Source organism: Marinobacterium sp. xm-a-127 (assembly GCF_013283425.1).
Lineage (GTDB): Bacteria > Pseudomonadota > Gammaproteobacteria > Pseudomonadales > Balneatricaceae > Marinobacterium_E.
Genome location: NZ_WBYH01000008.1, coordinates 1 through 22521, shown reverse-complemented (window position 1 = coordinate 22521; position 22521 = coordinate 1). Strand labels below are relative to the sequence as shown.

The window sequence follows — 22521 nt, the reverse complement described above, 5'->3', positions numbered from 1 at the left end:
TTAAAAGGAGTTTGCTTATGAGTGATACAAACCAAGATAAGCTCGATTCTGGCCGTTATGATCAATTGGTCGATCAAGTGATGGATTCTCTAGATGGTGCCAGTGAAGTGACGCTTGAGAAACTTACCTTAGCGGTCAATGAAGCGGTTGATCTGGAGCAGACAGCACTTGAAATGTCTGCAGATGAAGCAGCCCTGCTAAAAGCCTACCTAATGCGTGATCTGAAGCAATTCTCAATCGGTGTTCAAAAGGTCGGCGGAGCGCTGGCTGATTGGTTGGAGTTGGACCTTGCTGTGTTGGAGAAGGGAATTGTCGATCGCTTGATGAGAGTGGCCGATAAAACCCGTATCGAACAAGAGTTACTCCGTGAGCAGTTGAGTCATGGTGAAGCGCACTACGCCGCCGGTGAAATCGCGCTACCTGGACAGTTTGTCTGTACACAGTGTGGAGCTAAGCAGATGCTGAGCGAGAGTCAAAAATTACAGCCTTGTCGTGACTGTTCAGCGGTTCTGTTTGAACGAGCGATGTCTAAATAGCGCGGCTAATAACAGTGCTGCAGCAAGGATAAGCGCTGGCCACAACCCCAACTGTTGATAGGGGGTTTGGCCCATGCTTGGGGCGATCTCATGGGTTAGGATCGCCGTCTCGAATCTGGGTGCGGTCGCTAAGACTTGACCCTTGGCATCAATGAATCCTGATATGCCGTTGTTGGTGGCTCTTATCACGGGCCTACCATTTTCGATAGCACGCATTCTGGCGATCTCAAAGTGCTGATCTGGGCCATGAGATCCGCCGAACCAGGTGTCATTAGAGAGCGTCAGAATCATGTCACTCTGATTGGCATTCTCTCTGACCAACTCTGGGTAGGCGATCTCATAACAGATTGCGCCCGCCAGCGACCCCTGAGGTGTCTCTACCTGAAAAGTTGGTTGTTCTGGCAAGCTAAAGCTAGACATGGGGAGATCAAAAAAGGCGATCAGCCCTCGCAACTGATTTTCAAAGGGAATGTACTCCCCAAAAGGGACCAGTCTCTGTTTGTCGTACAGGCTGATTTTACCCGTCAACGTGCCCACCGAGTTGTGGTACAGGTTTCGCTGTTGGCTCTCACTCCACTCTTTTCTTGGGAAACCTGAAATTAACGTGGTGCCTTGTTGGTTGAGGATCTCCACTAGCGGACTGATCTGGTTGATGGCGCGGCCTATTAATTTGGGTACGGCGGTCTCAGGCCAAATGAGTAGATCGGTAGCGGGCGCTTGGACGCTTAAATTAATAATGTTCTGTATGTGTCGATCAACTTGCTCAATTTGCCACTTAGACTCTTGGGCTAAATTGGGCTGTATTAATGTGATCGAGACGGTCTTTTCTGAACTCTCTGTCCAGTGTGACGGAATAAGGTAAGAGGCACCTAATATCGCAAGGATCAGTAGGAGAGGGGTCGGTTTTTTACGGTGGATGACATGGGAAGCCGAGACAGCAATGATCAGAACCATCGCCGACACTAGCCACACGCCGCCGATCGGGGCTAATGAGATAAGTGGTGTATCGATGAACGCATAGCCGATGAGCAGCCAAGGGAAGCCGGTAAATAGCCAGCTTCTCACCCATTCAAACAAGATCCAAAGAGCGACAAATCCTGGTGCTGAGCCGTCAGTAAACAGGCGTTTGTAGAGCCAAATTTGTGCGGCAAAGAGTATCGCTAACGCGCCAGTGAACATGAGAGTCATCAGTGCGGCGGCTAAAACACCCATGCCACCGTGTAAGTGAATACTCACATAGACCCAAGAGACACCGGCGGTGAAGTATCCCAAACCATAGAGCCAACCCATCAGGAACGCTGAATCGGATTTAAGGGTCAGCAAGTAGAGGGTGGCAATAGAGACAATCGCTAATAGCGGGTAACTAAAAGGGGCAAAAGCGAGTGTCGCTATTGCCCCTGCAGCAACCGCCAAAGTCCTATTCACAAGAGGCTGGAGCAGCATCACTACTCCTTGTGGTGCTTAACCTGTAGCAGTCTAATTCTGCGGTTTTCAGACGCTAGCACGGTGAAGGTGAAGTCATCGAGTCGAATCGTCTCCCCTTTATCGGGTAGGTGACCAAATTGACGTGTCACCAGTCCACCCACGGTATCGAACTCATCATCAGGTAGGCCGACGTCAAAGTACTCGTTAAAGTCTTCGATAGGGGTTAACGCTTTGACAATGAAGCCATCATCTTCAAAGGCTTTGATGTTGCCCTCGTCTTCATCTTCGTCGTGCTCATCTTCGATATCACCGACGATCTGTTCGAGCACGTCTTCGATGGTAATAAGACCGGCAATTCCGCCGTACTCATCAACGACGATGGCCATGTGATTGCGTGTGACACGGAATTCACGTAGCAAGACGTTCAGTCGCTTACTTTCAGGAATGAAGGTTGCTTTGCGAAGGTGCTCAGCGAGACTGAACTGTTCTAAGCGGCCGTCCAGTGCATAGGGAAGAAGATCCTTGGCAAGAAGAATGCCGACGATCTCATCTGGGTTTTCACCTGCAATAGGAAAGCGAGAGTGTGCACTGTCGATGACCAGTGGCATAAATTCGTGGGCAGATTGATCGATCTGTACCGAGACCATTTGTGATCTAGGGATCATGACGTCACGCACTTGCATGTCGGTCACTTGTATAGCGCCTTCTACAATCGTTAGCGCATCTTGGTCTAGTAGGCCAGTGTCGTTGGCCTCATAAAGAACTTCAAACAGGTCTTCGCGGGTTTTGGGCTCATCCGAAAAAGCTGAAGCAAGTTTGCTAAAAAAGCTTTTGGATGAGCCGCTCGATCGGTCTTCACTCATAGTGTGTGGTTGCCTCAAATATAGGGGTCTGGGATTTGGAGTTGAGCGAGCAGTTCTCGTTCAAGTGACTCCATCTCCTCGGCTTCTTCATCCTTTATATGATCGAATCCAAGTAGATGCAATACCCCATGGATCACCATGTGAGCCCAATGGTGATGAATCTGTTTGTTTTGTTCGGTTGCTTCGCGCTCTACAACCGCGGCACAAATCGCTAGATCACCTAATATATTGCCAGGGAAGCCCGGAGGTGCTTCAAACGGAAAAGAGAGTACGTTGGTCGACTTGTCTTTACCGCGATATTCACGATTCAGTGTCTGGCTCTCGGTTTCATCAACGATACGAATGCATAGTTCAGCTTCGCCCGATAGCTGTGATGCCGCTAATTCGGCCCAGGATTGAAACTGCTCATCACTCGGGAGTGAGTTGCTATCAACAGCGCGAATAACCTCTAAATGAATCACTATTTACGCTCGTCTGTATGTTTGGCTTCGTACGCTTCATAAGCACGTACAATGTGCTGCACGATAGGGTGACGAACCACATCTTTCGCTTCGAAGTGAGTAAATCCAATCCCTTTCACCCCATCCAGTACCTGCATCGCATGAATTAGGCCAGAGCTGGCGCCGCGTGGTAGGTCGACCTGGGTTTTATCCCCTGTAATAACGGCGGTTGAACCAAACCCTATGCGGGTAAGAAACATCTTCATCTGCTCGCGTGTCGTATTTTGTGACTCATCAAGAATGACAAACGAGCCGTTCAACGTTCTGCCGCGCATGTAAGCTAAGGGTGCGATCTCTATGACATTCTTTTCGATCAGGCGTGCTACCTTCTCAAAGCCCATCATCTCATAGAGTGCGTCGTAGAGAGGGCGTAAGTAGGGATCGACTTTCTGAGTCAGATCGCCGGGTAGAAAACCGAGTTTTTCACCCGCTTCGACGGCAGGGCGAACCAGTAGTATTCGACTGACCTCTTCGCGCTCAAGGGCCTCAACCGCACAAGCAACCGCAAGGTAGGTTTTACCGGTGCCGGCAGGTCCGATACCAAAGTTAATGTCATGGTAACGAATCGACTGAACGTACTTTTGCTGATTCTCCCCGCGAGGTCGAATCGTCATTTTTCGAGTACGAATAGTGACATCATCCGTCGCAGTCGATTTCACATCAGTTTGTGAAATGCCTGAGTGTTGTAGCGATAGATGAATGTCTGATGGGGCAAGTGGTTTGCCGTTTAGAGACTCTTTGTACAGTGCTTCAATCAGTGTGCAGACCGGGCGAACGGCCTGAATTGCACCTTCAACTTTGAACTGGAATCCACGGTTACCGATTTGGACTCCGGTGCGCTCTTCAATCAGACGTAAGTGCTCATCAAACTGGCCGACTAGATTAGCCAAGGCTGCGCCATCTTCAGGCTGTAGGTTGATGTGGAAAGATTGTGTTTCGCTCATTATTGATCCAGCTCGGAGCTAACTAACTCACCGATCAACGAGTTCGGAAGCGCTTCAGCAATGCGGACATCGGCGAAGTGACCAATCAGGTCTGGATTATCGCAACGGAAGTTCACAACACGATTGTTCTCCGTGCGACCCGATAGTTGGCCAGGGTCTTTACGCGAGTAACCGTTGACCAGAATGCGTTGAGTGGTTCCGACCATGCGGCGGCTGATCTGCAAAGCGTTCTGAGTGATACGGCTTTGCAAAATGTGTAGGCGTTGTTTCTTCGTCTCTTCCGATACGTCGTCAGGCAGGTCTGCCGCAGGGGTGCCTGGGCGACGGCTGTAGATGAAGCTGAACGACGTATCAAAACCTATATCCTCGATTAGCTTCATGGTCGCCTCAAAGTCGGCATCCGTTTCACCTGGGAAGCCGATGATAAAGTCCGACGAGAAGCTGATATCTGGACGCTTCGCCTTGATTCGACGTAATTTCGACTTGTACTCAATCGCCGTGTGGCCGCGCTTCATTGCCATTAGTATGCGGTCAGAGCCACTCTGGACCGGTAGATGAAGATGGCTCACCAATTCCGGCACTTCGTCATAAACCTCGATCAGGCTGTCGGTAAACTCTACAGGGTGTGAGGTTGTGAAACGAATACGATCGATACCCTCAATCGCGGCGATGGTGCGAATCAGCTCAGCCAGATCAGCCGTATCACCGTCATGAGTCGCACCGAGGTAAGCGTTGACGTTTTGGCCCAGTAGATTGACTTCACGCACGCCCTGTTCAGCCAGCTCAACACACTCGGCTATCACATCATCCAGCGGTCGGCTGACCTCTTCGCCACGGGTGTAGGGCACGACACAGAAAGTACAGTACTTACTACAACCTTCCATGACTGAAACAAATGCCTCTGCCCCCTCAACTTTAGGAGCGGGGAGGTGGTCGAACTTTTCGATCTCTGGGAAGCTGACATCAACGATACCGACCTTGCCCCCCTTGGTATCTTCAATCATCTCGGGAAGACGGTGTAGGGTCTGTGGGCCAAAAATCATATCGACGAACGGCGCGCGATCACGAATCGCTTCGCCCTCTTGGCTTGCAACACAGCCGCCTACCCCGATCATTAATCCGGGTTTTTGCTCTTTCAAAAGACGCCAACGGCCTAACTGGTGGAACACCTTCTCTTGCGCCTTTTCACGAATTGAACAGGTGTTTAGAAGCAGGACGTCAGCCTCTTCTGGATTATCGGTTAGCTCCAGCTTGTGGCTATCGCCCAGAAGGTCAGCCATTCGTGCGGAGTCGTACTCATTCATCTGACATCCGTGTGTCTTGATAAAGAGCTTTTTAGTCATGTTTCACCTGTCGTTACGTTGAATCTATGCCCCATCATTTGGGGCGATGAAGTATACCTCAGCGCACTCTTTGGCGCTAACGAACTTGCAATTGTTTAGAGCGCCCCCACTAACCTGATTAGGCAATTCAAGTTTAGATTGATTGGAGATTCTCAATGGCCGATGCCAAACGCCTCTATCGCGTCACTTACATCAACAAAGATAAAGTCTACGAGCTTTACGTTGAACAGGTTTACAGTGCTGATATGTGGGGGTTTTTGCGCTAGAGGGTTTCGTGTTTGGTAGTCACACTGAGATGCTGATTGATCCTGCCGAAGATCGTCTACAGCAGGAGTTCGCAGGTGTAAAACGCTCTTTCGTTCCGATGCAGGCCATTATTCAGATTGATGAGGTTGAGAAGCGAGGAAAAGCTCGTATTACGGATGCCGAGGGCACCGTCACCGCTTTTCCAGTCATGCCCTCACGGAGTAAATAACCTCGCGAAACTGATAATCAGTTACTTGCCAGCGACCCTTGGTCGTGCTGACAGATGGCAGGCTGCAAGGTGGGTAGTTGGAGCTCTATCTGATCCGTAGAGTAGTCCTCTACGCTTGAGTCTGAAAAGATCAGTTCGGCACTCTCAATTCTAAAACAGCTAACCGAGCTGTCAGCCCACACCTTATCCCAGTGTTGATCGCCGGTTCTATGCTCGGGCGACAAAGGCCCTGCAATTCTCAAGTAGGCATGATCATCGCCGCTCTTCATCGCAGGAATAACCTTACCCTCTGCGTCGAAAGCGATCGTCTTAAACATCACGTAGTCCAGGTCGCGATCCGTCTGATTGCTAAAGTCGATGACTGCAGCAACATTTTTTTGGGTGATGACTTCCGTCTGAAGTTGGTGAATAACCAGGGTTTTTTGTGGTGGAGCGGGTGTGATGGGCTGTTGAGTTGTCAGCTTAGCTGTTGTGTCTGGCAAGCTGATACAACCTGACAATACCAGTGCTGGTAGCGTCAGTTTTAAAGCGTTTTGCATTGTTATTCTTTTTGCAATCACGTTGTTTTCTCCAAAAACCTTAACTGGATATTAACAAGGTTTTTGATGTTTTGCCTGAAATTTCTTTCGCGAGTCTAGGAACAAGATATCCTGGTAGCTCTCTCTGCATTTGCGTAAAGATCTCTTTACCCTGTTCAATCGGGATATCAAAGTGACTGGCCCCCGCGACAGGATCAAAAAGAAAGAGGTAGTAGGGGAGGATGCCTGCGCTAAACAGAGCACGTGAGAGTCTGACCTGCTCATCAGCGCTGTCATTGACCCCTTTTAACAACACCGCTTGATTGAGAATGGTTGCACCACTCTGTTTTAGCTTGGTGACGGCGTCGCTCAGACTCTGATCAATCTCATTGGCGTGGTTGATGTGAAGGACCACGACGCAATTGAGCCTTGAAATATGCAAGGTGTCATTGAGTTGATCGGTTACTCTGGATGGAATCACCACGGGTAGGCGAGTGTGGACTCTGAGTCGTTCGAGATGAGGTATGGCTTCAAGATCCGCTACCATCTTTGAAAAACGGTGATCAGAGGTGACCAGTGGATCACCGCCTGAGAAGATCACCTCTCTTAACTCTGTATGCTCTTTTAGATAGGCGAGAGCCCTTTGCCAATGCTCCCCACTAAGCTGGTTGTCAGAGTAAGGGAAGTGTCTGCGAAAACAGTAACGACAGTTAATGGCGCAAGCTCCGCTCAAGATCAACAGTGCTCGATCTTTATATTTGTGCACAACGCCTGGAGTCGGGCGTGCATCACTCTCGTTTAACGGGTCTTCTGTGAAACCTGGAGCCTGAATAAACTCGTCCCTGATCGGAAGGACCTGCTTCAGCAAAGGATCGTTTGGATTGCCTAGCTCCATGCGATTTAGGAACTCAAGAGGGACTCGCAATGGGAAGAGCTGGCTAGCCGCTTGAGCCTGTTCGAGTAGCTCGTTGGGTAGGGACAGTCTCTCCAGTAAGGCTTTAGGATCGGTGATGGCACTTTTCAGTGAGTCTTGCCAAGAGTTTGGCGTAATGTCCAACAGCTGCATCATTGAAGTGACCAAAATTTCCAAGAATGTAAACGATCTGTTGGAGCCGATTCTCCTTTGAAGTAGAATGCTCGTCAAACATTCAATCAATGATTTGGAAAAAGAGATGGGAAACGTTTCAAGTGGTCAGTTTAAGACTGGCATGAAAGTGATGATCGACGGCGATCCATGTAACATGGTTGAAGTTGAATTTGTTAAACCGGGAAAAGGTCAGGCGTTCACTCGAGTTCGTCTTCGTAACCTTATGACGGGTCGTATTTGGGAGCGTACTTTCAAATCGAACGAATCAGCTGAAACAGCCGATGTGATGGATCGTGACATGGAGTACCTCTACAGTGATGGTGAGATGTGGCACTTCATGGAGCCAAGCACATTTGAACAGTACGCTGCGGATGAGAAAGCCGTTGCCGACTGTTCGCAGTGGTTGAAAGAGGGTGACAAAGTGATGATCACTCTATTTAACGACAACCCTATTGCTGTGACACCTCCTAACTTTGTTGAGCTTGAAGTGACTGAAACTGATCCAGGCCTTAAAGGCGATACGGCTCAGGGCGGTTCTAAGCCTGCGACTCTCAGCACGGGTGCAGTGGTTCGTGTGCCACTATTTATCAACCAGGGTGAAGTTCTTAAGATCGACACTCGTACCGGTGAATACGTAAGCCGTGCCTAACACGGGTTCGTAATAGAAACGGCAGCTTCGGCTGCCGTTTTTGGTTCTAATTTTGGAGTCTGTATGAATCGAAATCACTGGCAACCTACAGCAGAGATCTTAACACTTCGTGAGCGAGCAAAGATGCTGGCTGATGTGCGCGCTTTTTTTGCTGAACGCGGTGTCATGGAGGTGGATACTCAATGTCTGTCACAAGCGGCAGTCAGTGATCCTTTTATCGATTCACTTGAAGTCTCCTACTCAAGTTACCCCGGGGCTGAAGAGCAGCGTTACTACCTGCAGAGTTCGCCAGAGTACGCCATGAAGCGCCTATTGGCAGCTGACTCAGGCCCCATCTATCAGTTGGCTAAAGCATTTAGGAATGGCGAGGTAGGGCGGCTTCACAATCCTGAATTCACCATGCTTGAGTGGTATCGCCCTCGTTTCAGTGCGCAGCAGCTGATGGATGAAGTTCAGGCTCTGGTTACTGCGGTGCTGGGGCCGCAGCATTGGGAGCGTCTCAGTTATCGTGAACTGTTTAAACGCTTTGTGGGCGTGGATCCTCATCAAGCGACCATTGACCAGTTAAAAGCTCTGCTTGAGCCCCATTTTGAGTGCCCTTTTACGGATGATCGCAAAGATACTTGGCTCGAGCTGGTCATGTCGCATCTGATTGAGCCGAAACTCATTGAACCGGTGCTAGTATTTGATTTTCCCGCCTCTCAAGCTGCGTTGGCTGAGGTTGTTGAGGATGATCAGGGTGTCAAAGTGGCTGCCCGCTTCGAGCTGTATGCGGGCGGTATGGAGTTGGCGAATGGTTATCAGGAGCTGCGAGATCCCGCTGAGCAGGCTGAACGGCTGGAAGCTGACGATCAGCAGCGTGAATCCTCAGGGCTTCCACGACGACCGCTGGAGACTCGTTTAGTCTCGGCCCTAGAATCCGGCATTCCAGCTTGTGCCGGCGTGGCACTTGGTTTTGATCGGTTGCTGATGATCAAAGTTGGCGCGAGCAGTATCAAAGAGGTTGTCCCTTTCGGGTTTGAGCGCTGTTAGAGCGAATCGACGGCCAGCTTCATCCTACGAACCGCTTCCTCAATACGCGATCTTGGACACCCGAAGTTAAGTCTAACAAATCCAGGTGCACCAAAATCCTCCCCATCAGATAGTCCCACACCCTGAGATTCAAACAGTTGTTGTGGGCTGTCGACGCCAAGCTGATTGGCATCGATCCAGGCAAGGTAGGTGGCCTCGTTAGGTAGCATGCTTAAGCCGGGAATCTTGCCTATTTCAGAGATCAGGTAGTCTCTATTTCCCTTCAGGTATTCGCACTGCTTGCGATTCCATTCGTCTCCCTGTGAGTAGGCGGCTTCTGCCGCGGTGTAGCCCAGTAGATTGACGTCGGGCACTATGCCCTTGCGTACCTTTTTAAATCGCGCTCTTAATTCGGGGTTTTGAATGATCGCAACAGAGCAGGCCAGCCCTGCAATGTTCCAGGTTTTACTGGGCGCCATCAGCGTCACAGTGCGTGAGGCGATCTCTTCACTCAAACTCGCGATCGGTGTGTGCTGTAGTTCAGGTTGTAAAATGAGATCGCAATGAATCTCATCGCTGCAGATCAATAGATCCTGATCGATAATGATCTGTGCGAGCCTCTCGAGCTCTTCATGGCGGTAGACGCCACCCCCAGGATTGTGTGGGTTGCAGAAAAGTAGCAGTCTGGTTTCTGCTGTAATGGCCTCTTCTAGTGCATCAAAATCAATGACACGACCCTTCATGGGAATGGTGATCAACGCCCTCGAAGAGAGAGCGGGAGCGGACATAAAGGGTGGGTAGATAGGTTGGGCGGTGATGACGGATTGCTCAGCCGTGCTTAAAGCGCGGGTCGCTAAATTTAGCCCGCAGACGAGACCGGGTAACCAGACTAGATCTTCAGCAGAGACCGTCCAGTTGTATAGGCGCTGCATGCGTTCAGAAAACAGCTGATTGAGTGTTTCTGGTGTGCGGGTGTAGCCAAAAACGCCATGATCGACACGCGTTTTTAAAGCATCAATCACAGCTTGTGGAGAGCGAAAATCGGTATCAGCAACCCACATTGGAAGTATGTCTGTACCGGCGTATTTAGACCACTTGTCACTCCAGGTCCCTTGGCGATCAATTAAGTGATCAAAATCGAAATCATTCATTGGTTCACTCACTACTCTTCCCTTTCTACTGGTCGATCATCAAGCTATCATAGGCCAATTACTCTTTATAGCGAGCCGTTAGAGAAATTATTTCTACGGCCTAAATTCGTGGAGACCCTTATGAGCAACGATCGCGTTATTATTTTTGATACCACGCTGCGCGATGGTGAACAGAGTCCCGGTGCGTCTATGACCGGTGAAGAGAAACTGCGAATCGCTCGTCAGCTTGAACGTATGAAAGTTGATGTGATTGAAGCGGGTTTCGCCATTGCGAGTCCTGGTGATTTCGAGGCGGTGAAAAATATTGCCGACAACATCAAAGATAGCCGAGTCTGTTCACTCTCTCGTGCTTTGGATGCGGATATTGATCGTGCGGGTGAAGCGCTGAAGAATGCTGCGCAAGGTCGTATTCATACCTTTATCGCGACTTCGCCGATTCATATGAAGTACAAGCTTCAGATGGAGCCTGATCGTGTTGTCGAGCAGGCTGTGCATGCCGTTAAGCGAGCGCGTAATCTGATCGATGATGTCGAGTTCTCGTTAGAAGATGCTAGCCGCTCTGAGTTGGATTTTATGTGCCGTATTATCGAAAAAGTGATCGATGCTGGCGCTCGTACTATCAATATCCCTGATACGGTCGGTTACGCCGTGCCTCATCAGTTTGCTGAGGTGATCGGGGAGCTCATTCAGCGTATTCCAAACTCGGATAAAGCGATCTTCTCTGTCCACTGTCATAACGATCTAGGCCTAGCGGTCGCCAACTCACTGGCAGCCGTGGGAGCGGGTGCACGTCAGGTGGAGTGTACGATCAACGGTTTGGGTGAGCGTGCTGGTAACGCAGCCCTAGAAGAGATCGTTATGGCACTGAAAACTCGCCAAGACGTTATGGGTCTTGAGACCAATATTGATACTCAGCACATTGTCGGTGCCTCTAAACTGGTGTCTAGCGTGACAGGTTTCCCTGTTCAGCCTAACAAGGCGATTGTCGGCGCTAACGCCTTTGCTCATGAATCGGGCATTCACCAAGATGGTGTACTGAAGCACCGTGAAACCTATGAGATCATGACCGCAGAGAGTGTCGGTTGGACGACCAATAAAATGGTATTGGGTAAGCATTCAGGCCGTGCTGCATTTAAATCACGTCTTGAGGAGCTGGGTACTACGTTCAAGAGTGATGCTGATCTAAACAGCGCTTTCCAAGCCTTCAAAGTGTTAGCCGATAAGAAACATGAGATCTTTGATGAGGATCTTATGGCGCTGGTCAGCAATAGCCGTGCCGAAGCGTCAAGCGAACGTTTTCAGTTGGTCAACCTATCTGTGACATCGCAAACGGGTGAGACACCTCAAGCCGATCTAGTTGTGAGTATTGATGGGCAAGAGCACTCGTGCTGTGCTGAGGGTAGTGGTCCAGTCGATGCTATCTTTAAAGCGATTGAGTCACAGGTGAACTCTGGCTCTACACTGTTGATCTATTCGGTGAATGCCGTGACTGAAGGAACCGATTCGCAAGGTGAAGTCACCGTGCGTCTTGAGAAGGGTGGTCGCATCGTAAATGGTTTAGGTGCCGATACCGATGTCATCATTGCATCGGCTAAGGCCTATATCCATGCGCTCAATCTTCTGGATACTAACGCGGAAAAAGCGCACCCACAGGTTTAATCATGTCAGTTCAGCAGGCTCGAATCCAAGCCGCCTATTTAGATCAGCTTGGTATCCAGCAGTGGATGCCTCGTCAAATCTTGCCAGCAGCAAAGCCTTCGCCTGATTGGGTCTATCGCTTTGCTCATCCTGCGGATCTCCTTGGTGACGATGAAGAGGTGATGCAGGCGTTGGCTCCACAAGCACACAAGCCTGTCGAGCCTCATGCTGAGCGTCGTGCGATTACTCAGATTGGTGAAGCCTTAGAGGTCTCCGCTCCCGATGAGGCAGAGGTAGGTTCTTCTAACATCAGACGTGCTGCCGTTGCTGAGTTGACGGCTGATGAGAGTTCTAAAGAGCCTCAAACATCGCCCACTACTTCGGTCAAACGAAGCTTTGAACCTGCGCCGCGTTATAAAATTGTTATGGCTCGAGCGGGCCGACTCCTACTAATCGATAATCTTCCCATTCGTGCTCGCGAAGGCTTCTCCAATAAGCATAAGCGTCTTTTGGCGGGCATTGTTCAAGCTCTTGGAGAGTCACCACAATCAATCACACTGCCGATTACGCTTGAGTGGCCTATGCTTGCCGGTAAAACCCTGGATCAGGGGCCGCATGAAGCGAGAAAACATGTGCAGCGACAGTTGAGCTTTATGCAGAAAGAGTCTGGTCTAGAGACCGTTATTCTGTTTGGCGAGGGGCTTGCGAATTGGGTGGTTGGTGAAGGTGTGGATGAGACTCATGGGCAACTGCTGCCACTGCAACAATCGGGACTGAACTATCTAACGACCCAATCACTCTCGCAGGCGCTCAATATGCCTGGCGCTAAACAGCAGATCTGGTCTGATCTTCAGCCACTGGTTTAGTGTTTATCTTCTGAAATGCCTGCTGTGATGACGATTGATCAACTGTTTGCTCTGGATCAACAGTGCTTTCCTGATTACTGGTCAAAATCTCAATGGCAGACGTATCTATCTCAAGATGATCGTTTTCCCTGCTACACACTGTTTGACGCTAACGAACCGATCGGCTTTGCGCTCTACCAAAGGTTATTTGATGAAGCGGAACTGCTCCGCATTGGCGTAGTGCCTGATCGGCGTGGAGAAGGTTGGGCGGCGAAGATGCTGACTGATCAGCTTGAACAGTTCACTGGGGATGGAATCAGCCGTGTCATGTTGGAAGTGCGTGCTTCTAATGAGGCGGCGATTCGTCTCTATCAATCGGTGGGTTTTGTCACGGACGGTCTGCGTAAACATTACTACCCGCTGATCGGTCAAGAGGGTAGGGAGGATGCGATCCTAATGTCACGACCGGTGTAAATTAAACAGATGGAAAATCCTATCTTAGACATCAATCTTATTTGGCATCTGGTAGCGGCACTTTTAGCGGTTACCTCTATCTGGAGTGCCTTTAAACGTGTGCCTTTTCAAGCGCTTTGGGCTGAGCCTCGACTTCAGCATCTGTTGTTCGGCGCTATGGTCTTGCTGATGTTGACTTGGACCTTTAGAGCGGGCCTATCGGAAGGGTTGAGTGTTCACTTTTTGGGTATTACCGCGTTGACACTGATGTTTGGCTGGGATCTTGCCATCTTGGCTGGCGCGATTGCGATGCTCGGCATCACTCTAGTTGGAGTGGAGCGCTTTGATATGCTGGCCATAAATTTAATTGCGATTGTTGTGGTGCCAGCGACACTGACCATCACGCTTCTTAAATATATCGAGAGACGATACCCGCCTAACTTCTTTGCCTATCTCTTTTTAGCCGCCTTTATTGGTGGTGGGTTTGCAGTCGCTAGCTCGGGGTTGACCCTGTCGCTTGTGCTTGGCTTGTCAGGTATCCACAGTTGGCAAACGATTTATCACGAGTACATCTCCTTCTTGCCGTTGATTATGTTCCCAGAGGGGCTCATTAACGGCATTCTTATGACCGCTGTCATGGTGTTTCATCCCGATTGGATCCGTACATTTGACGCGGCTAAGTACATCGACAATCAGTAGTAAGCCATCGCATTGCTAAGTGGCGGTTTTCCGCCACTTCTTGCTGATTAGCTTCGGCGAGCATCCGCCATTAATGCCTCCTTTAAGTCTTATGTCCTGTATTTATTTTCACTAACTTGTTGAAAATAAATATATATCTAGGTTGTTGGCACGTTTTCTGCTTTGCAAAAGTGCTTTTTACAAGGTCGTTGTGACCTAATACAAACTGGAGTGTAAATAATGAAAAAACTAACTCTTGGCCTTTCTGCCTTGGCTCTATCTGTATCGGCTGCTACTGCACAGGCTAACTGTGACGCTGGCGAGATCGTTGCAAAACTTTCACACGTTACTGGTGGTACAACTCACCCTAAAGTGGTTGCGGCTAACAAACTTGCTGAGCGTGTAAACGCTGAAATGAACGGCACTATGTGTATCGAAGTTTACCCAAATTCTACACTGTTCGGTGACTCTAAAGAGCTTGAAGCGCTTCTACTAGGTGACGTACAGATCCTAGCGCCTTCACTATCTAAGTTCGGTTCTTACACTTCTAAGTTTGGCGTATTCGACCTTCCATTCATCTTCAAAGATATGGACGCTGCAATGCGCTTCACTAACTCTGATGCTGGTCAGGACCTTCTTCTTGCAATGGAAGATGTTGGTTTTGTAGGCCTAGGTTACTGGATGTCTGGTATGAAGTACTTCTCTGCCAACAAACCACTACTAAAACCATCTGATGCTGAAGGTCTAAAGTTCCGCGTACAGAACTCTGACGTTGCTAAAGCGATGATCGCAGCAATGGGCGGTTCACCACAGCCAATGGCATTTAAAGAGGTTTACGGTGCACTACAGACTGGCGTTGTAGACGGTCAGGAAAACACTTGGTCAAACATCTACACTAAGAAGTTCTTCGAAGTGCAAGATTCAACGACTGAGACTAGCCACCAGCTTCTTGCATACCTATTCATGACGTCTCAAGAGTTCCTAGACTCTATGCCTAAAGACGCTCGTGAGCAGTTCATTGCGATCGCTAAAGACGTGACTAACGAAGCTAACCTAGCAGTTAAAGCGAAAGAGCAGGGCAACCGTGAAAACATCCTTAAGGGTGGCGGCAAAATCAACACACTTGACGATGCTGCGCGTAAAGAGTGGGTTGACGCTATGAAACCTGTTTGGAAACAGTTTGAAGATAAGATCGGTGCTGATCTAATCGAAGCTGCTGCAAACTCTTAATCAACTTAGGTTGATGATCGACGGGCTCGTTTAGAGCCCGTCCTTTCCTTTTCCCGAGCTTATGTAGCTCAACATATTGGAGTACTGACGTGGAGTGGCCGCATCTTTACCTCTTAATTCTTATTCTAGTGATCTGGGGCTTAGAGAAACGTTTCCCAAGATTTATGGAAAAACTGGAAGAGAATTTCCTTGTTCTAATCATCTTCTCGATCATGGCCGTATCCTTTGGTCAGGTTATTGCTCGCTACGCCTTCGGAACCGGTTGGTCAGCGGCACTTGAATTCAGCATGGTGATGTTCTCATGGCTGATTTTGATGGGGATGAGCTTCGGTATTAAGAATGGTACCCACTTGGGTGTCGATATCGTTCTTAATGCGGTACCTAGCAGGGTCGGTAAGTGGTTGTCGCTGTTTGCAGCTTTTGCAACGCTGATGTACGCCTTGATTCTTCTTGATAGTGCTTGGTTGGCAGCCTTGGGCGTCGATGTCCGCGGTGGTGCCATTGAGTACTGGGCTAAAATGTACAAGATCAACATCGGTGTCGAAGAGATGCGTTGGCCTGACTTCATTATGGAGTGGTTCGGCGTTAAAGAGCGTGTTCAACGTTGGTTGGTGTTGGTTATTCTGCCAATCAGTTTGGCTCTGTTGGCTTATCGCTCACTGCAGGCGTTTGTCGGTATTTGGACCGGTGCACGTCATCACCTCATTGCTGGTCACGAGGCGGAAGACCTTGTTGATGAGCACAAAGATGCACTGAAAGATTAAGGGCCTGAACTGATGGAAGCATTAATTCTATTTGCACTGGTATTGGGTCTGCTCTTTATCGGTCTTCCTGTGGGTGTGGCGCTAGGCCTATCCTCAATTCTATTTATTACTTTCTTCTCTACAGACTCATTGTCGTCTGTAGCGATTTCGCTGTTTGGTGTGGGTACACACTACACTCTTTTAGCGATCCCGTTTTTCATTATCGCGTCGTCGTTCATGTCGACCGGTGGTGTTGCGAAACGATTGATTAACTTTGCGATTGCGTCAGTGGGGCACTTCCGTGGTGGTCTTGCGATGGCGTCAGTATTGGCCTGTATGATGTTTGCTGCACTCTCTGGTTCATCGCCAGCGACTGTTGTCGCGATCGGTACGATTGCTATCGCCGGTATGCGCCAAGTGGGTTACTCAAAAGAGTTCGCTTCGGGTGTTATCGCAAACGCGGGTACTTTGGGTATCTTGATTCCGCCCTCTATCGTTATGGTCGTTTACGCGGCATCGACGGATGTGTCGGTAGGTCGTATGTTCTTGGCTGGTGTTATTCCAGGTCTAATTGCCGGCGGTATGCTGATGCTGGCTATCTACGTGGTTGCACGTATTAAAAACCTGCCTGCAGAGGAGTGGAAAGGTTTCGGTACCATCGTTCGTGGTGGTAAGGATGCATTCTGGGGACTGTTCCTGATCGTCATCATCATGGGCGGTATCTACGGAGGCGCATTCACTCCAACAGAGGCTGCGGTTGTTGCGGCGGTCTACTCAATTATTGTTGCGCTCTTTATCTATCGCGATATGGGGCCTTTGAAAAACACGCCATGGGTACTTGAGTCGGATGCGCCACACGCGAAAGTCGGCTTCAGTGGTTCGGTTTATGGTGTGTCACTCTTCTTAGTCTGGATGATCCTGTCGTTCTTTGCGACGTCGGATCCAGATAGCACGGTAACCGCTGGCGAGCGTGCAATCTGGGGTGCTGTGGTCAGTATCGCCTTGACCATCTTCTACACCGTTAAGCGCAGTCACGCCATGAATGAGAGTTTTGCTCACTGCTTTGTTGCAGGCTTAGCGATCTGGAAACGTAACTTTGTGACTCTGATTACAGCCTTCTTCCCATCACTGTTCGGTGAAGAGAGCCGTAAGACCATGCTTGAGGGTACCAAAACCACAGTGATGCTGATGTTTATCATCGCCAATGCACTGTTGTTCGCTCACACTCTATCGGCTGAGCGTATTCCCCAGCACGTGACTGAGTGGATGCTCGATGTGGGCTTTACTTGGTGGTCATTCCTGATTGCAGTCAACATTCTGTTGTTGATCGGTGGCCAGTTCATGGAGCCATCCGGTCTATTGGTTATTGTGGCACCGGTTGTATTCCCGATTGCCATGGAGTTGGGCATCGACCCAATTCACCTAGGTATTATCATGGTAGTTAACATGGAAATCGGTATGATCACACCACCGATCGGTTTGAACCTGTTTGTAACCTCGGGGATTACAGGTATGAGCTTGTCGCGTGTCGTGAAGGCGGCCGCACCGTTTGTCGCGGTACTCTTTGTCTTCTTGATTCTTGTGACCTATGTGCCAGCGATCTCGACCTGGCTACCCTACAGCATCATGGGTCCTGAATTAGTGACCAAATAGTCCTTAATTCGACTCATTTTTTAAACGGGGATGGTTCTATGAACCCTCCCCGTTTTTGTTTAGGTAGATGGCAGGTGCTAATTAGCGCTTAAAGCTCTAAAATAAGCGCCTATTGCTATAACACTGGATATCTATGAGTCACACTGCTGTTAACAACGACGACCCCTATAAAGAGATTCGCCCCTACCGCGATGATGAAGTGGGTCAGGTTCTGTTTGATCTCCTCCACAATAATGAGTTTGTGGATGCCATTACAAAGTATCAGTTTCCTAAAGCCTCAGGTTGGGCGGGATGGTTTTTAAGGCCCATCGTCAAGCAGTATCTAGCGGCACGCATGGGTGATGTTGATACCGTTCGTGATTTTCAACAGCTTGTTGAAAGCTACATGAACAAGATGATCAAACGATCCACGACCAAGTTAAGTTGCAGTGGATTGGATAAGCTCGATAAAGAGGATGCTTATCTGTTTGTCTCTAATCATCGCGACATTGCTATGGATCCAGCGTTCGTGAATTGGATGCTCTACCATGCAGGGATGGACACAGTCCGAATTGCGATCGGTGATAACCTGCTGCGTAAGCCTTACGTGTCAGATCTGATGCGTTTGAACAAGTCGTTTATCGTCAACCGTTCTGCTAAAGGACGTGAGATGATGACGGCCTTAACTCAGCTCTCTAGTTACATCGATCACAGTGTCACCACGGGACATTCCGTCTGGATCGCTCAGCGCGAAGGGCGTGCGAAAGATGGTGACGATCGTACAGATCCAGCGCTACTGAAAATGTTCTATATGTCTCAGCGTAAGCAACGTAGCTTCTCTGAGATGGTGGAGCGACTCAATATTGTCCCAGTATCTATCGCATACGAACTAGACCCTTGTGACTCGGCTAAAGCCAATGAGTTGGCTGCCAAAGCTGAGGGCGGAACTTATGAGAAGAGTGAGTTCGAAGATATTCAGAGTATCGTCAAAGGGATTGTCGGTGACAAAGGCCGCGTTCATGTAGGCTTTGGTGAGCCTATTCGAGGTGAATTTGAATCGGCAGAAGAGCTGGCGGCAGAAATTGACCGTCAGATACACCAAAATTACCGCTTGCATGCCACCAATCTAGCCGCTGCAGGTGAAGCAACTGATGAGGGGCTGGCGTTACTTGAGTCAAGGCTGAGTCAGGTTGATGGCGCTGCTAAAGATATTTTGAAAGCGATGTACGCTAAACCGGTTTTAAACTACAACAATGCGCAAACGGAGAGCCACTGATGTCAGAGTTTACTCATATCGATGAGAAGGGTCAGGCTCGAATGGTCGATGTCTCTGAAAAAGAGGTTAGCTTCCGTGAAGCAAGAGCCTATGGTCGTGTGACCATGTTGCCAGAGACTCTCTCAATGATCGTCAATGGCGGTCATAAAAAGGGTGATGTACTGGCGACAGCACGTATTGCTGGGATCATGGCGGCTAAACGTACTTCCGACCTCATTCCAATGTGCCACCCTCTGATGCTGTCGAGTGTGAAAGTTGAGCTGACGCCGAATGAAGCAGAGAGCTGTGTTGAGATCAGCGCGATCTGCAAATTGAGTGGCCAGACGGGTGTTGAGATGGAAGCGCTGACCGCTGTCTCTGTGGCCGGTTTGACACTTTATGATATGTGTAAGGCGGTCGATAAAGGTATGGTGATCGATCAAGTCTCTCTGCAAGAGAAAAAGGGTGGTAAATCGGGCCACTGGATTGCTGAATAACAGCACTATTTTGGAAGCTACATGTTAAAAATTGTCTATTTCGCCAGTTTAAAAGATCGCATCGGTCGCTCTGAAGAGAGTATAGATCTCCCTGAAGGTATCAGTTCAGTCGACTCTTTGATTGATCATCTTTCGACAATGCACGGGGAAGAGTGGTCTTCAACCATTAATGGGTCGACGGTTTTGGTTGCGGTGAACCATGAGATGTCTGATAGAAGTGCTCCCATTAAAGAGGGTGATGAAGTCGCCTTCTTCCCGCCTGTGACAGGGGGTTGATGCAGTGACTAAGCTGATTGGGTTTGTTCGTGCGCTCTGCTATTACGCAGGCTTCTATCCAGTGACGATCGTCTGGGCATCACTCTGTCTGGTGGTTGCTCGTGCACTGCCGTTTAAACCAAGATTCTATTTTGTAACCGCGATCAATAACTTCTACATTGTTTGGCTACGAGTCTGCTGTGGCGTTAAGGTCAATGTTCAGGGGCGAGAAAACCTCCCTGCATCGGGTGCTTATGTTGCTATATCTAATCACCAGAGTGAGTGGGAGACGATCTATTTTCAGCTGTTGATCCAGCCACAGGTGGTGGTCCTTAAGCAGGAGTTACTGAAAATCCCATTTTTTGGTTGGGCGCTTGCTCTGCTAGAACCGATCGCTCTTGATCGCAGTAAACGTCGAGGCGCACTAAAACAACTGCTGGACCAAGGTAAGGCAAAATTGTCTGCGGGTGTGCCCATCCTTATTTTTCCTCAGGGTACCCGACTTCCGGTGGGTGAATTAGGTCGTTGGAATAAAGGTGGAGCTATGTTGGCTGTGAGCAGTGAAGTTCCTCTAGTCGCCATCGCTCATAATGCGGGTCGTTTCTGGCCAGGAAAGGGTTTTATTAAGCACCCTGGTACGGTTGATGTGCTTATAAGTAAACCTATCGAAACGACAGAGAGAACTGTTGAAGAAGTGCATAAGGATTCTGTAGACTGGCTTGAAGAAAGTCTTACACGCATCAAAGCCTAAGGATCTATGTCACTGTTTGGATACGCCTCAATACATGACGATGAAGGTAAAGCCCAGCTTCAGGCTCGATTGGCTGACAGTGCTCGAGTGGCCGGTATCGAGCTTGATTCAGTGGCCTTTGAAGAGACCTCTGAACCCATTCAGCTCTTAAAGATTTTGGATAAATTGAAGTCGGGCGATCTGCTTCTACTCAGTAAAGTCTATGACTTTACCCGGCTGTCGAGTGATCAGTTTGCTAAGGTTGCTCAAGTGTTGCTGGAAAAACAGATCTCAATCGCTGCGTGCGATGTTCTAGATTCGGTTATCAGCTTACGCAGTAATGACAAAGCGCGTTATCTAACCTCTCAAGTTCTGATCGAAATGATCGCACAGCAGTCACAACCTGCAAGGGTGTGACTGAAGCAGCAATTACTGGTTGCACTGCCGGTTTCCCCTTTTTAAACTCATATTAATGGTTGTTGGAGTGATTCAGAGTTGTACGGCGATAAAATTAGAATTTTAGTAACCGGTTCGGAAGGGCAGATTGGCCGAGCGTTTTGTCGTGTCGCTGAAAAGCTAGAAAATATCGAAATAATCCCCGTCAACCATCGCAGTTTTGATGTGACTGATCCGGCTGCCATTGAAGCCAAATTGGCGGATGTACTTCCACATTACGTTCTTAATGGTGCCGGTTTCAATCAGGTTGATGCGGCCGATGCCCACCCAGGCAAAGCCTTTGCAATTAATGCGGATGGGCCTCTTAATCTGGCTAAAGCCTGCAGTGACCTTAGTATTCCAATTATCCATATCTCGTCTGATTACGTGTTCGATGGTCACTATGCGAGTGGCTATACTGAACTGGATGAGCCGGCTCCCTTAGGAGCCTTTGGTGAGTCAAAACTGCGCGGTGAAGAGCATGTTAGAGCTTATCAACCTAAACACATTATTCTTAGAATCAGCTGGGTATTCAGTGAGTCCGGAGTCAACTATCTGACCAAAATGCTCGATAAAGCGCGTGAGTATAAAACCATTGAAGCGGTGGATGATCGACGTGGATGCCCAACCGCTGCGCATGATGTGGCTCGAGTAATTTTGGCGATTATCCAACAGTTGGAAGAGGGTGCTGATCACTGGGGTACCTACCACTACTCCGGTGCAGAGATCACAACGCGCTACCGATTTACTGAGGCGATCATCGCTGCTGCTGGCCAATATGAGGAGCTGGCGGTTCGTAAAATTCGCCCGGTGGCTGGCGCAGAAGAGGAGGGGGCCGAACGCCCAACTTCATCCGTGCTGACCTGTAAGAAGATTTTGAATACCTTCGGTATTCGTCAACGTCCATGGCGCGTCGACCTGCAAAGACTGATTCGTGAAATCTACGGTGAAGATGGCAGTAAAGTGCCTCAACCGACGGTAGAAACCAAAGCGGAAGAGCTAGGTTCCTAGTCAATCTGCTCTAAAACGGTCGAGTCGTTTGTCTAATCGCTTAGAATCAGCGAAAATACGCGCCAATTCTGAGCGACGGCTCTTTTCAATTTTCTAGAAGAACGATTCATGTCAAACGCAGTTCACGATCAAGTGGCTAACCGCCGCACTTTTGCAATCATCTCCCACCCTGATGCCGCCCAGCCTTTCAACGCTTAAAACCACCTTTCATTGCACACCACAATCACATCTCTACGTACTGAATTTAAAGGCTTTTTGTCTTTTTCTCGTTTCTTTGCTTTTCAATGATGTTCAAGCGTAACCTCGGAAAGTGTGTACAAACTTGAGTACAAATTCCGTTTTAGAGGCCTTTGGCGAAAATTCCATGACACAAACCTGTCTGTAGGCCTTGTGGTTACTGGGTTTGACGTAAAAAGTACTACCGTTAAAAAGAATCTCTTTTTTGGTAAATGTTTTCTTCTGTACCAAATTACAAAATTTAATGAGGGAGGAGATATTGTCAAATCTGGTGTACGGCATCAGGCGGCATTCCTGTCTGATTGATCCTGTACTTGCTCACCGTCCTTGAACGGTACGTTGTTGACCACCAAGGTCAGCAGATTAAATCCTCTTATCCG

The 22521-nt window shown here is 49.0% G+C and carries 24 protein-coding genes and 1 pseudogene; 17 read left to right on the top strand and 8 right to left on the bottom strand.

Annotated features, from left to right (window positions below; all coding sequences use genetic code 11):
* The first annotated feature begins 17 nt into the window (after positions 1 to 17).
* Positions 18 to 536 (top strand): metalloendopeptidase, encoded by a 519-nt coding sequence (locus XMA127_RS11595; protein WP_173482216.1) that lies wholly within the window; start codon positions 18 to 20, stop codon positions 534 to 536.
* Here XMA127_RS11595 and lnt read toward each other — a convergent pair.
* Genes lnt through miaB form a run of 5 tightly spaced genes read right to left on the bottom strand, consistent with a single transcriptional unit; the run spans position 501 to position 5611 of the window.
* A complete protein-coding gene (lnt, locus tag XMA127_RS11590; RefSeq protein WP_173482217.1) occupies positions 501 to 1979 on the bottom strand; it encodes an apolipoprotein N-acyltransferase in 1479 nt (492 codons plus the stop codon). The genes XMA127_RS11595 and lnt overlap by 36 nt on opposite strands.
* Positions 1980 to 1981: 2 nt before the next feature.
* Positions 1982 to 2824, bottom strand: a complete 843-nt coding sequence (locus XMA127_RS11585) for an HlyC/CorC family transporter (RefSeq protein WP_173482218.1) — start codon at positions 2822 to 2824, stop codon at positions 1982 to 1984.
* A 14-nt stretch (positions 2825 to 2838) separates the two neighbouring features.
* Positions 2839 to 3285, bottom strand: coding sequence for an rRNA maturation RNase YbeY (ybeY, locus tag XMA127_RS11580; protein ID WP_371731481.1), 447 nt, complete (start codon positions 3283 to 3285; stop codon positions 2839 to 2841).
* On the bottom strand, positions 3285 to 4268 hold the full coding sequence (locus tag XMA127_RS11575; RefSeq protein ID WP_173482219.1) for a PhoH family protein: 984 nt from the start codon (positions 4266 to 4268) through the stop codon (positions 3285 to 3287). Before XMA127_RS11575 ends, ybeY begins: the two co-directional genes overlap by 1 nt.
* Positions 4268 to 5611, bottom strand: coding sequence for a tRNA (N6-isopentenyl adenosine(37)-C2)-methylthiotransferase MiaB (gene miaB / locus XMA127_RS11570; RefSeq protein WP_173482220.1), 1344 nt, complete (start codon positions 5609 to 5611; stop codon positions 4268 to 4270). Before miaB ends, XMA127_RS11575 begins: the two co-directional genes overlap by 1 nt.
* A gap of 155 nt (positions 5612 to 5766) precedes the next feature.
* Here miaB and XMA127_RS11565 point away from each other — a divergent pair.
* Positions 5767 to 6086 (top strand): annotated as a pseudogene (locus XMA127_RS11565) (DUF1820 family protein).
* Between the two features lie 17 nt (positions 6087 to 6103).
* On the opposite strand, the gene XMA127_RS11560 reads toward XMA127_RS11565, so the two are convergent.
* Both XMA127_RS11560 and epmB read right to left on the bottom strand, forming a co-directional pair.
* The gene (locus XMA127_RS11560; protein ID WP_173484515.1) at positions 6104 to 6625 is read right to left on the bottom strand and encodes a hypothetical protein; all 522 of its coding nucleotides are present in this window, start codon (positions 6623 to 6625) and stop codon (positions 6104 to 6106) included.
* Between the two features lie 40 nt (positions 6626 to 6665).
* Positions 6666 to 7673: an EF-P beta-lysylation protein EpmB gene (gene epmB, locus XMA127_RS11555; protein ID WP_254443150.1), complete on the bottom strand. Its 1008-nt coding sequence runs from the start codon at positions 7671 to 7673 to the stop codon at positions 6666 to 6668.
* Between the two features lie 103 nt (positions 7674 to 7776).
* Here epmB and efp point away from each other — a divergent pair, with 103 nt between their 5' ends.
* Positions 7777 to 8340 (top strand): elongation factor P, encoded by a 564-nt coding sequence (gene efp, locus XMA127_RS11550; RefSeq protein ID WP_173482223.1) that lies wholly within the window; start codon positions 7777 to 7779, stop codon positions 8338 to 8340.
* Between the two features lie 63 nt (positions 8341 to 8403).
* A complete protein-coding gene (gene epmA, locus XMA127_RS11545) occupies positions 8404 to 9372 on the top strand; it encodes an EF-P lysine aminoacylase EpmA (protein WP_173482224.1) in 969 nt (322 codons plus the stop codon).
* Here epmA and XMA127_RS11540 read toward each other — a convergent pair.
* Positions 9369 to 10502: a MalY/PatB family protein gene (locus XMA127_RS11540; protein ID WP_173482248.1), complete on the bottom strand. Its 1134-nt coding sequence runs from the start codon at positions 10500 to 10502 to the stop codon at positions 9369 to 9371. The two genes, epmA and XMA127_RS11540, sit on opposite strands and share 4 nt — an antisense overlap.
* A 120-nt stretch (positions 10503 to 10622) precedes the next feature.
* Between XMA127_RS11540 and XMA127_RS11535 the strand changes: the two genes are divergently transcribed.
* From XMA127_RS11535 to rfbD, 13 genes are all read left to right on the top strand, one after another.
* Complete coding sequence (locus tag XMA127_RS11535; protein ID WP_173482225.1) at positions 10623 to 12161, top strand: 2-isopropylmalate synthase; 1539 nt, start codon at positions 10623 to 10625, stop codon at positions 12159 to 12161.
* A gap of 2 nt (positions 12162 to 12163) precedes the next feature.
* A complete protein-coding gene (locus tag XMA127_RS11530) occupies positions 12164 to 13006 on the top strand; it encodes a hypothetical protein (protein ID WP_173482226.1) in 843 nt (280 codons plus the stop codon).
* A gap of 27 nt (positions 13007 to 13033) precedes the next feature.
* Positions 13034 to 13459, top strand: coding sequence for a ribosomal protein S18-alanine N-acetyltransferase (gene rimI, locus XMA127_RS11525; RefSeq protein ID WP_173482227.1), 426 nt, complete (start codon positions 13034 to 13036; stop codon positions 13457 to 13459).
* A gap of 9 nt (positions 13460 to 13468) precedes the next feature.
* Positions 13469 to 14137 (top strand): energy-coupling factor ABC transporter permease, encoded by a 669-nt coding sequence (locus XMA127_RS11520; RefSeq protein ID WP_173484516.1) that lies wholly within the window; start codon positions 13469 to 13471, stop codon positions 14135 to 14137.
* A 219-nt stretch (positions 14138 to 14356) separates the two neighbouring features.
* Positions 14357 to 15346 (top strand): DctP family TRAP transporter solute-binding subunit, encoded by a 990-nt coding sequence (locus tag XMA127_RS11515; protein WP_217362123.1) that lies wholly within the window; start codon positions 14357 to 14359, stop codon positions 15344 to 15346.
* An 89-nt stretch (positions 15347 to 15435) separates the two neighbouring features.
* Complete coding sequence (locus XMA127_RS11510; RefSeq protein WP_371731479.1) at positions 15436 to 16110, top strand: TRAP transporter small permease; 675 nt, start codon at positions 15436 to 15438, stop codon at positions 16108 to 16110.
* A 12-nt stretch (positions 16111 to 16122) separates the two neighbouring features.
* Positions 16123 to 17742 (top strand): TRAP transporter large permease, encoded by a 1620-nt coding sequence (locus tag XMA127_RS11505; RefSeq protein WP_173484517.1) that lies wholly within the window; start codon positions 16123 to 16125, stop codon positions 17740 to 17742.
* A 133-nt stretch (positions 17743 to 17875) separates the two neighbouring features.
* Positions 17876 to 18997 carry a 1-acyl-sn-glycerol-3-phosphate acyltransferase gene (locus tag XMA127_RS11500; protein WP_173482230.1) on the top strand — a complete coding sequence of 374 codons (1122 nt, stop codon included), beginning with the start codon at positions 17876 to 17878 and terminating at the stop codon, positions 18995 to 18997.
* On the top strand, positions 18997 to 19473 hold the full coding sequence (gene moaC, locus XMA127_RS11495; RefSeq protein ID WP_173482231.1) for a cyclic pyranopterin monophosphate synthase MoaC: 477 nt from the start codon (positions 18997 to 18999) through the stop codon (positions 19471 to 19473). The genes XMA127_RS11500 and moaC overlap by 1 nt, the downstream gene beginning before the upstream one ends.
* A gap of 21 nt (positions 19474 to 19494) precedes the next feature.
* Positions 19495 to 19749: a molybdopterin converting factor subunit 1 gene (gene moaD / locus XMA127_RS11490; protein WP_173484518.1), complete on the top strand. Its 255-nt coding sequence runs from the start codon at positions 19495 to 19497 to the stop codon at positions 19747 to 19749.
* 4 nt (positions 19750 to 19753) lie between these two features.
* Complete coding sequence (locus tag XMA127_RS11485; RefSeq protein WP_173483431.1) at positions 19754 to 20479, top strand: lysophospholipid acyltransferase family protein; 726 nt, start codon at positions 19754 to 19756, stop codon at positions 20477 to 20479.
* Positions 20480 to 20485: 6 nt separating this feature from the next.
* Entirely contained in the window at positions 20486 to 20875 is a 390-nt protein-coding gene (locus tag XMA127_RS11480) for a hypothetical protein (RefSeq protein ID WP_173483430.1), read from the top strand.
* 78 nt (positions 20876 to 20953) lie between these two features.
* Positions 20954 to 21904 (top strand): dTDP-4-dehydrorhamnose reductase, encoded by a 951-nt coding sequence (gene rfbD, locus XMA127_RS11475; RefSeq protein ID WP_173483429.1) that lies wholly within the window; start codon positions 20954 to 20956, stop codon positions 21902 to 21904.
* The last annotated feature ends 617 nt before the right edge of the window (positions 21905 to 22521 follow it).

Coding starts and splice junctions, on each gene's coding strand:
- XMA127_RS11595 (WP_173482216.1), top strand. CDS start 18: ATGAGTGATACAAACCAAGATAAGCTCGATTCTGGCCGTTATGATCAA.
- lnt (WP_173482217.1), bottom strand. CDS start 1,979: ATGCTGCTCCAGCCTCTTGTGAATAGGACTTTGGCGGTTGCTGCAGGG.
- XMA127_RS11585 (WP_173482218.1), bottom strand. CDS start 2,824: ATGAGTGAAGACCGATCGAGCGGCTCATCCAAAAGCTTTTTTAGCAAA.
- XMA127_RS11575 (WP_173482219.1), bottom strand. CDS start 4,268: ATGAGCGAAACACAATCTTTCCACATCAACCTACAGCCTGAAGATGGC.
- miaB (WP_173482220.1), bottom strand. CDS start 5,611: ATGACTAAAAAGCTCTTTATCAAGACACACGGATGTCAGATGAATGAG.
- XMA127_RS11560 (WP_173484515.1), bottom strand. CDS start 6,625: ATGCAAAACGCTTTAAAACTGACGCTACCAGCACTGGTATTGTCAGGT.
- epmB (WP_254443150.1), bottom strand. CDS start 7,673: ATGATGCAGCTGTTGGACATTACGCCAAACTCTTGGCAAGACTCACTG.
- efp (WP_173482223.1), top strand. CDS start 7,777: ATGGGAAACGTTTCAAGTGGTCAGTTTAAGACTGGCATGAAAGTGATG.
- epmA (WP_173482224.1), top strand. CDS start 8,404: ATGAATCGAAATCACTGGCAACCTACAGCAGAGATCTTAACACTTCGT.
- XMA127_RS11540 (WP_173482248.1), bottom strand. CDS start 10,502: ATGAATGATTTCGATTTTGATCACTTAATTGATCGCCAAGGGACCTGG.
- XMA127_RS11535 (WP_173482225.1), top strand. CDS start 10,623: ATGAGCAACGATCGCGTTATTATTTTTGATACCACGCTGCGCGATGGT.
- XMA127_RS11530 (WP_173482226.1), top strand. CDS start 12,164: ATGTCAGTTCAGCAGGCTCGAATCCAAGCCGCCTATTTAGATCAGCTT.
- rimI (WP_173482227.1), top strand. CDS start 13,034: ATGACGATTGATCAACTGTTTGCTCTGGATCAACAGTGCTTTCCTGAT.
- XMA127_RS11520 (WP_173484516.1), top strand. CDS start 13,469: ATGGAAAATCCTATCTTAGACATCAATCTTATTTGGCATCTGGTAGCG.
- XMA127_RS11515 (WP_217362123.1), top strand. CDS start 14,357: ATGAAAAAACTAACTCTTGGCCTTTCTGCCTTGGCTCTATCTGTATCG.
- XMA127_RS11505 (WP_173484517.1), top strand. CDS start 16,123: ATGGAAGCATTAATTCTATTTGCACTGGTATTGGGTCTGCTCTTTATC.
- XMA127_RS11500 (WP_173482230.1), top strand. CDS start 17,876: ATGAGTCACACTGCTGTTAACAACGACGACCCCTATAAAGAGATTCGC.
- moaC (WP_173482231.1), top strand. CDS start 18,997: ATGTCAGAGTTTACTCATATCGATGAGAAGGGTCAGGCTCGAATGGTC.
- moaD (WP_173484518.1), top strand. CDS start 19,495: ATGTTAAAAATTGTCTATTTCGCCAGTTTAAAAGATCGCATCGGTCGC.
- XMA127_RS11480 (WP_173483430.1), top strand. CDS start 20,486: ATGTCACTGTTTGGATACGCCTCAATACATGACGATGAAGGTAAAGCC.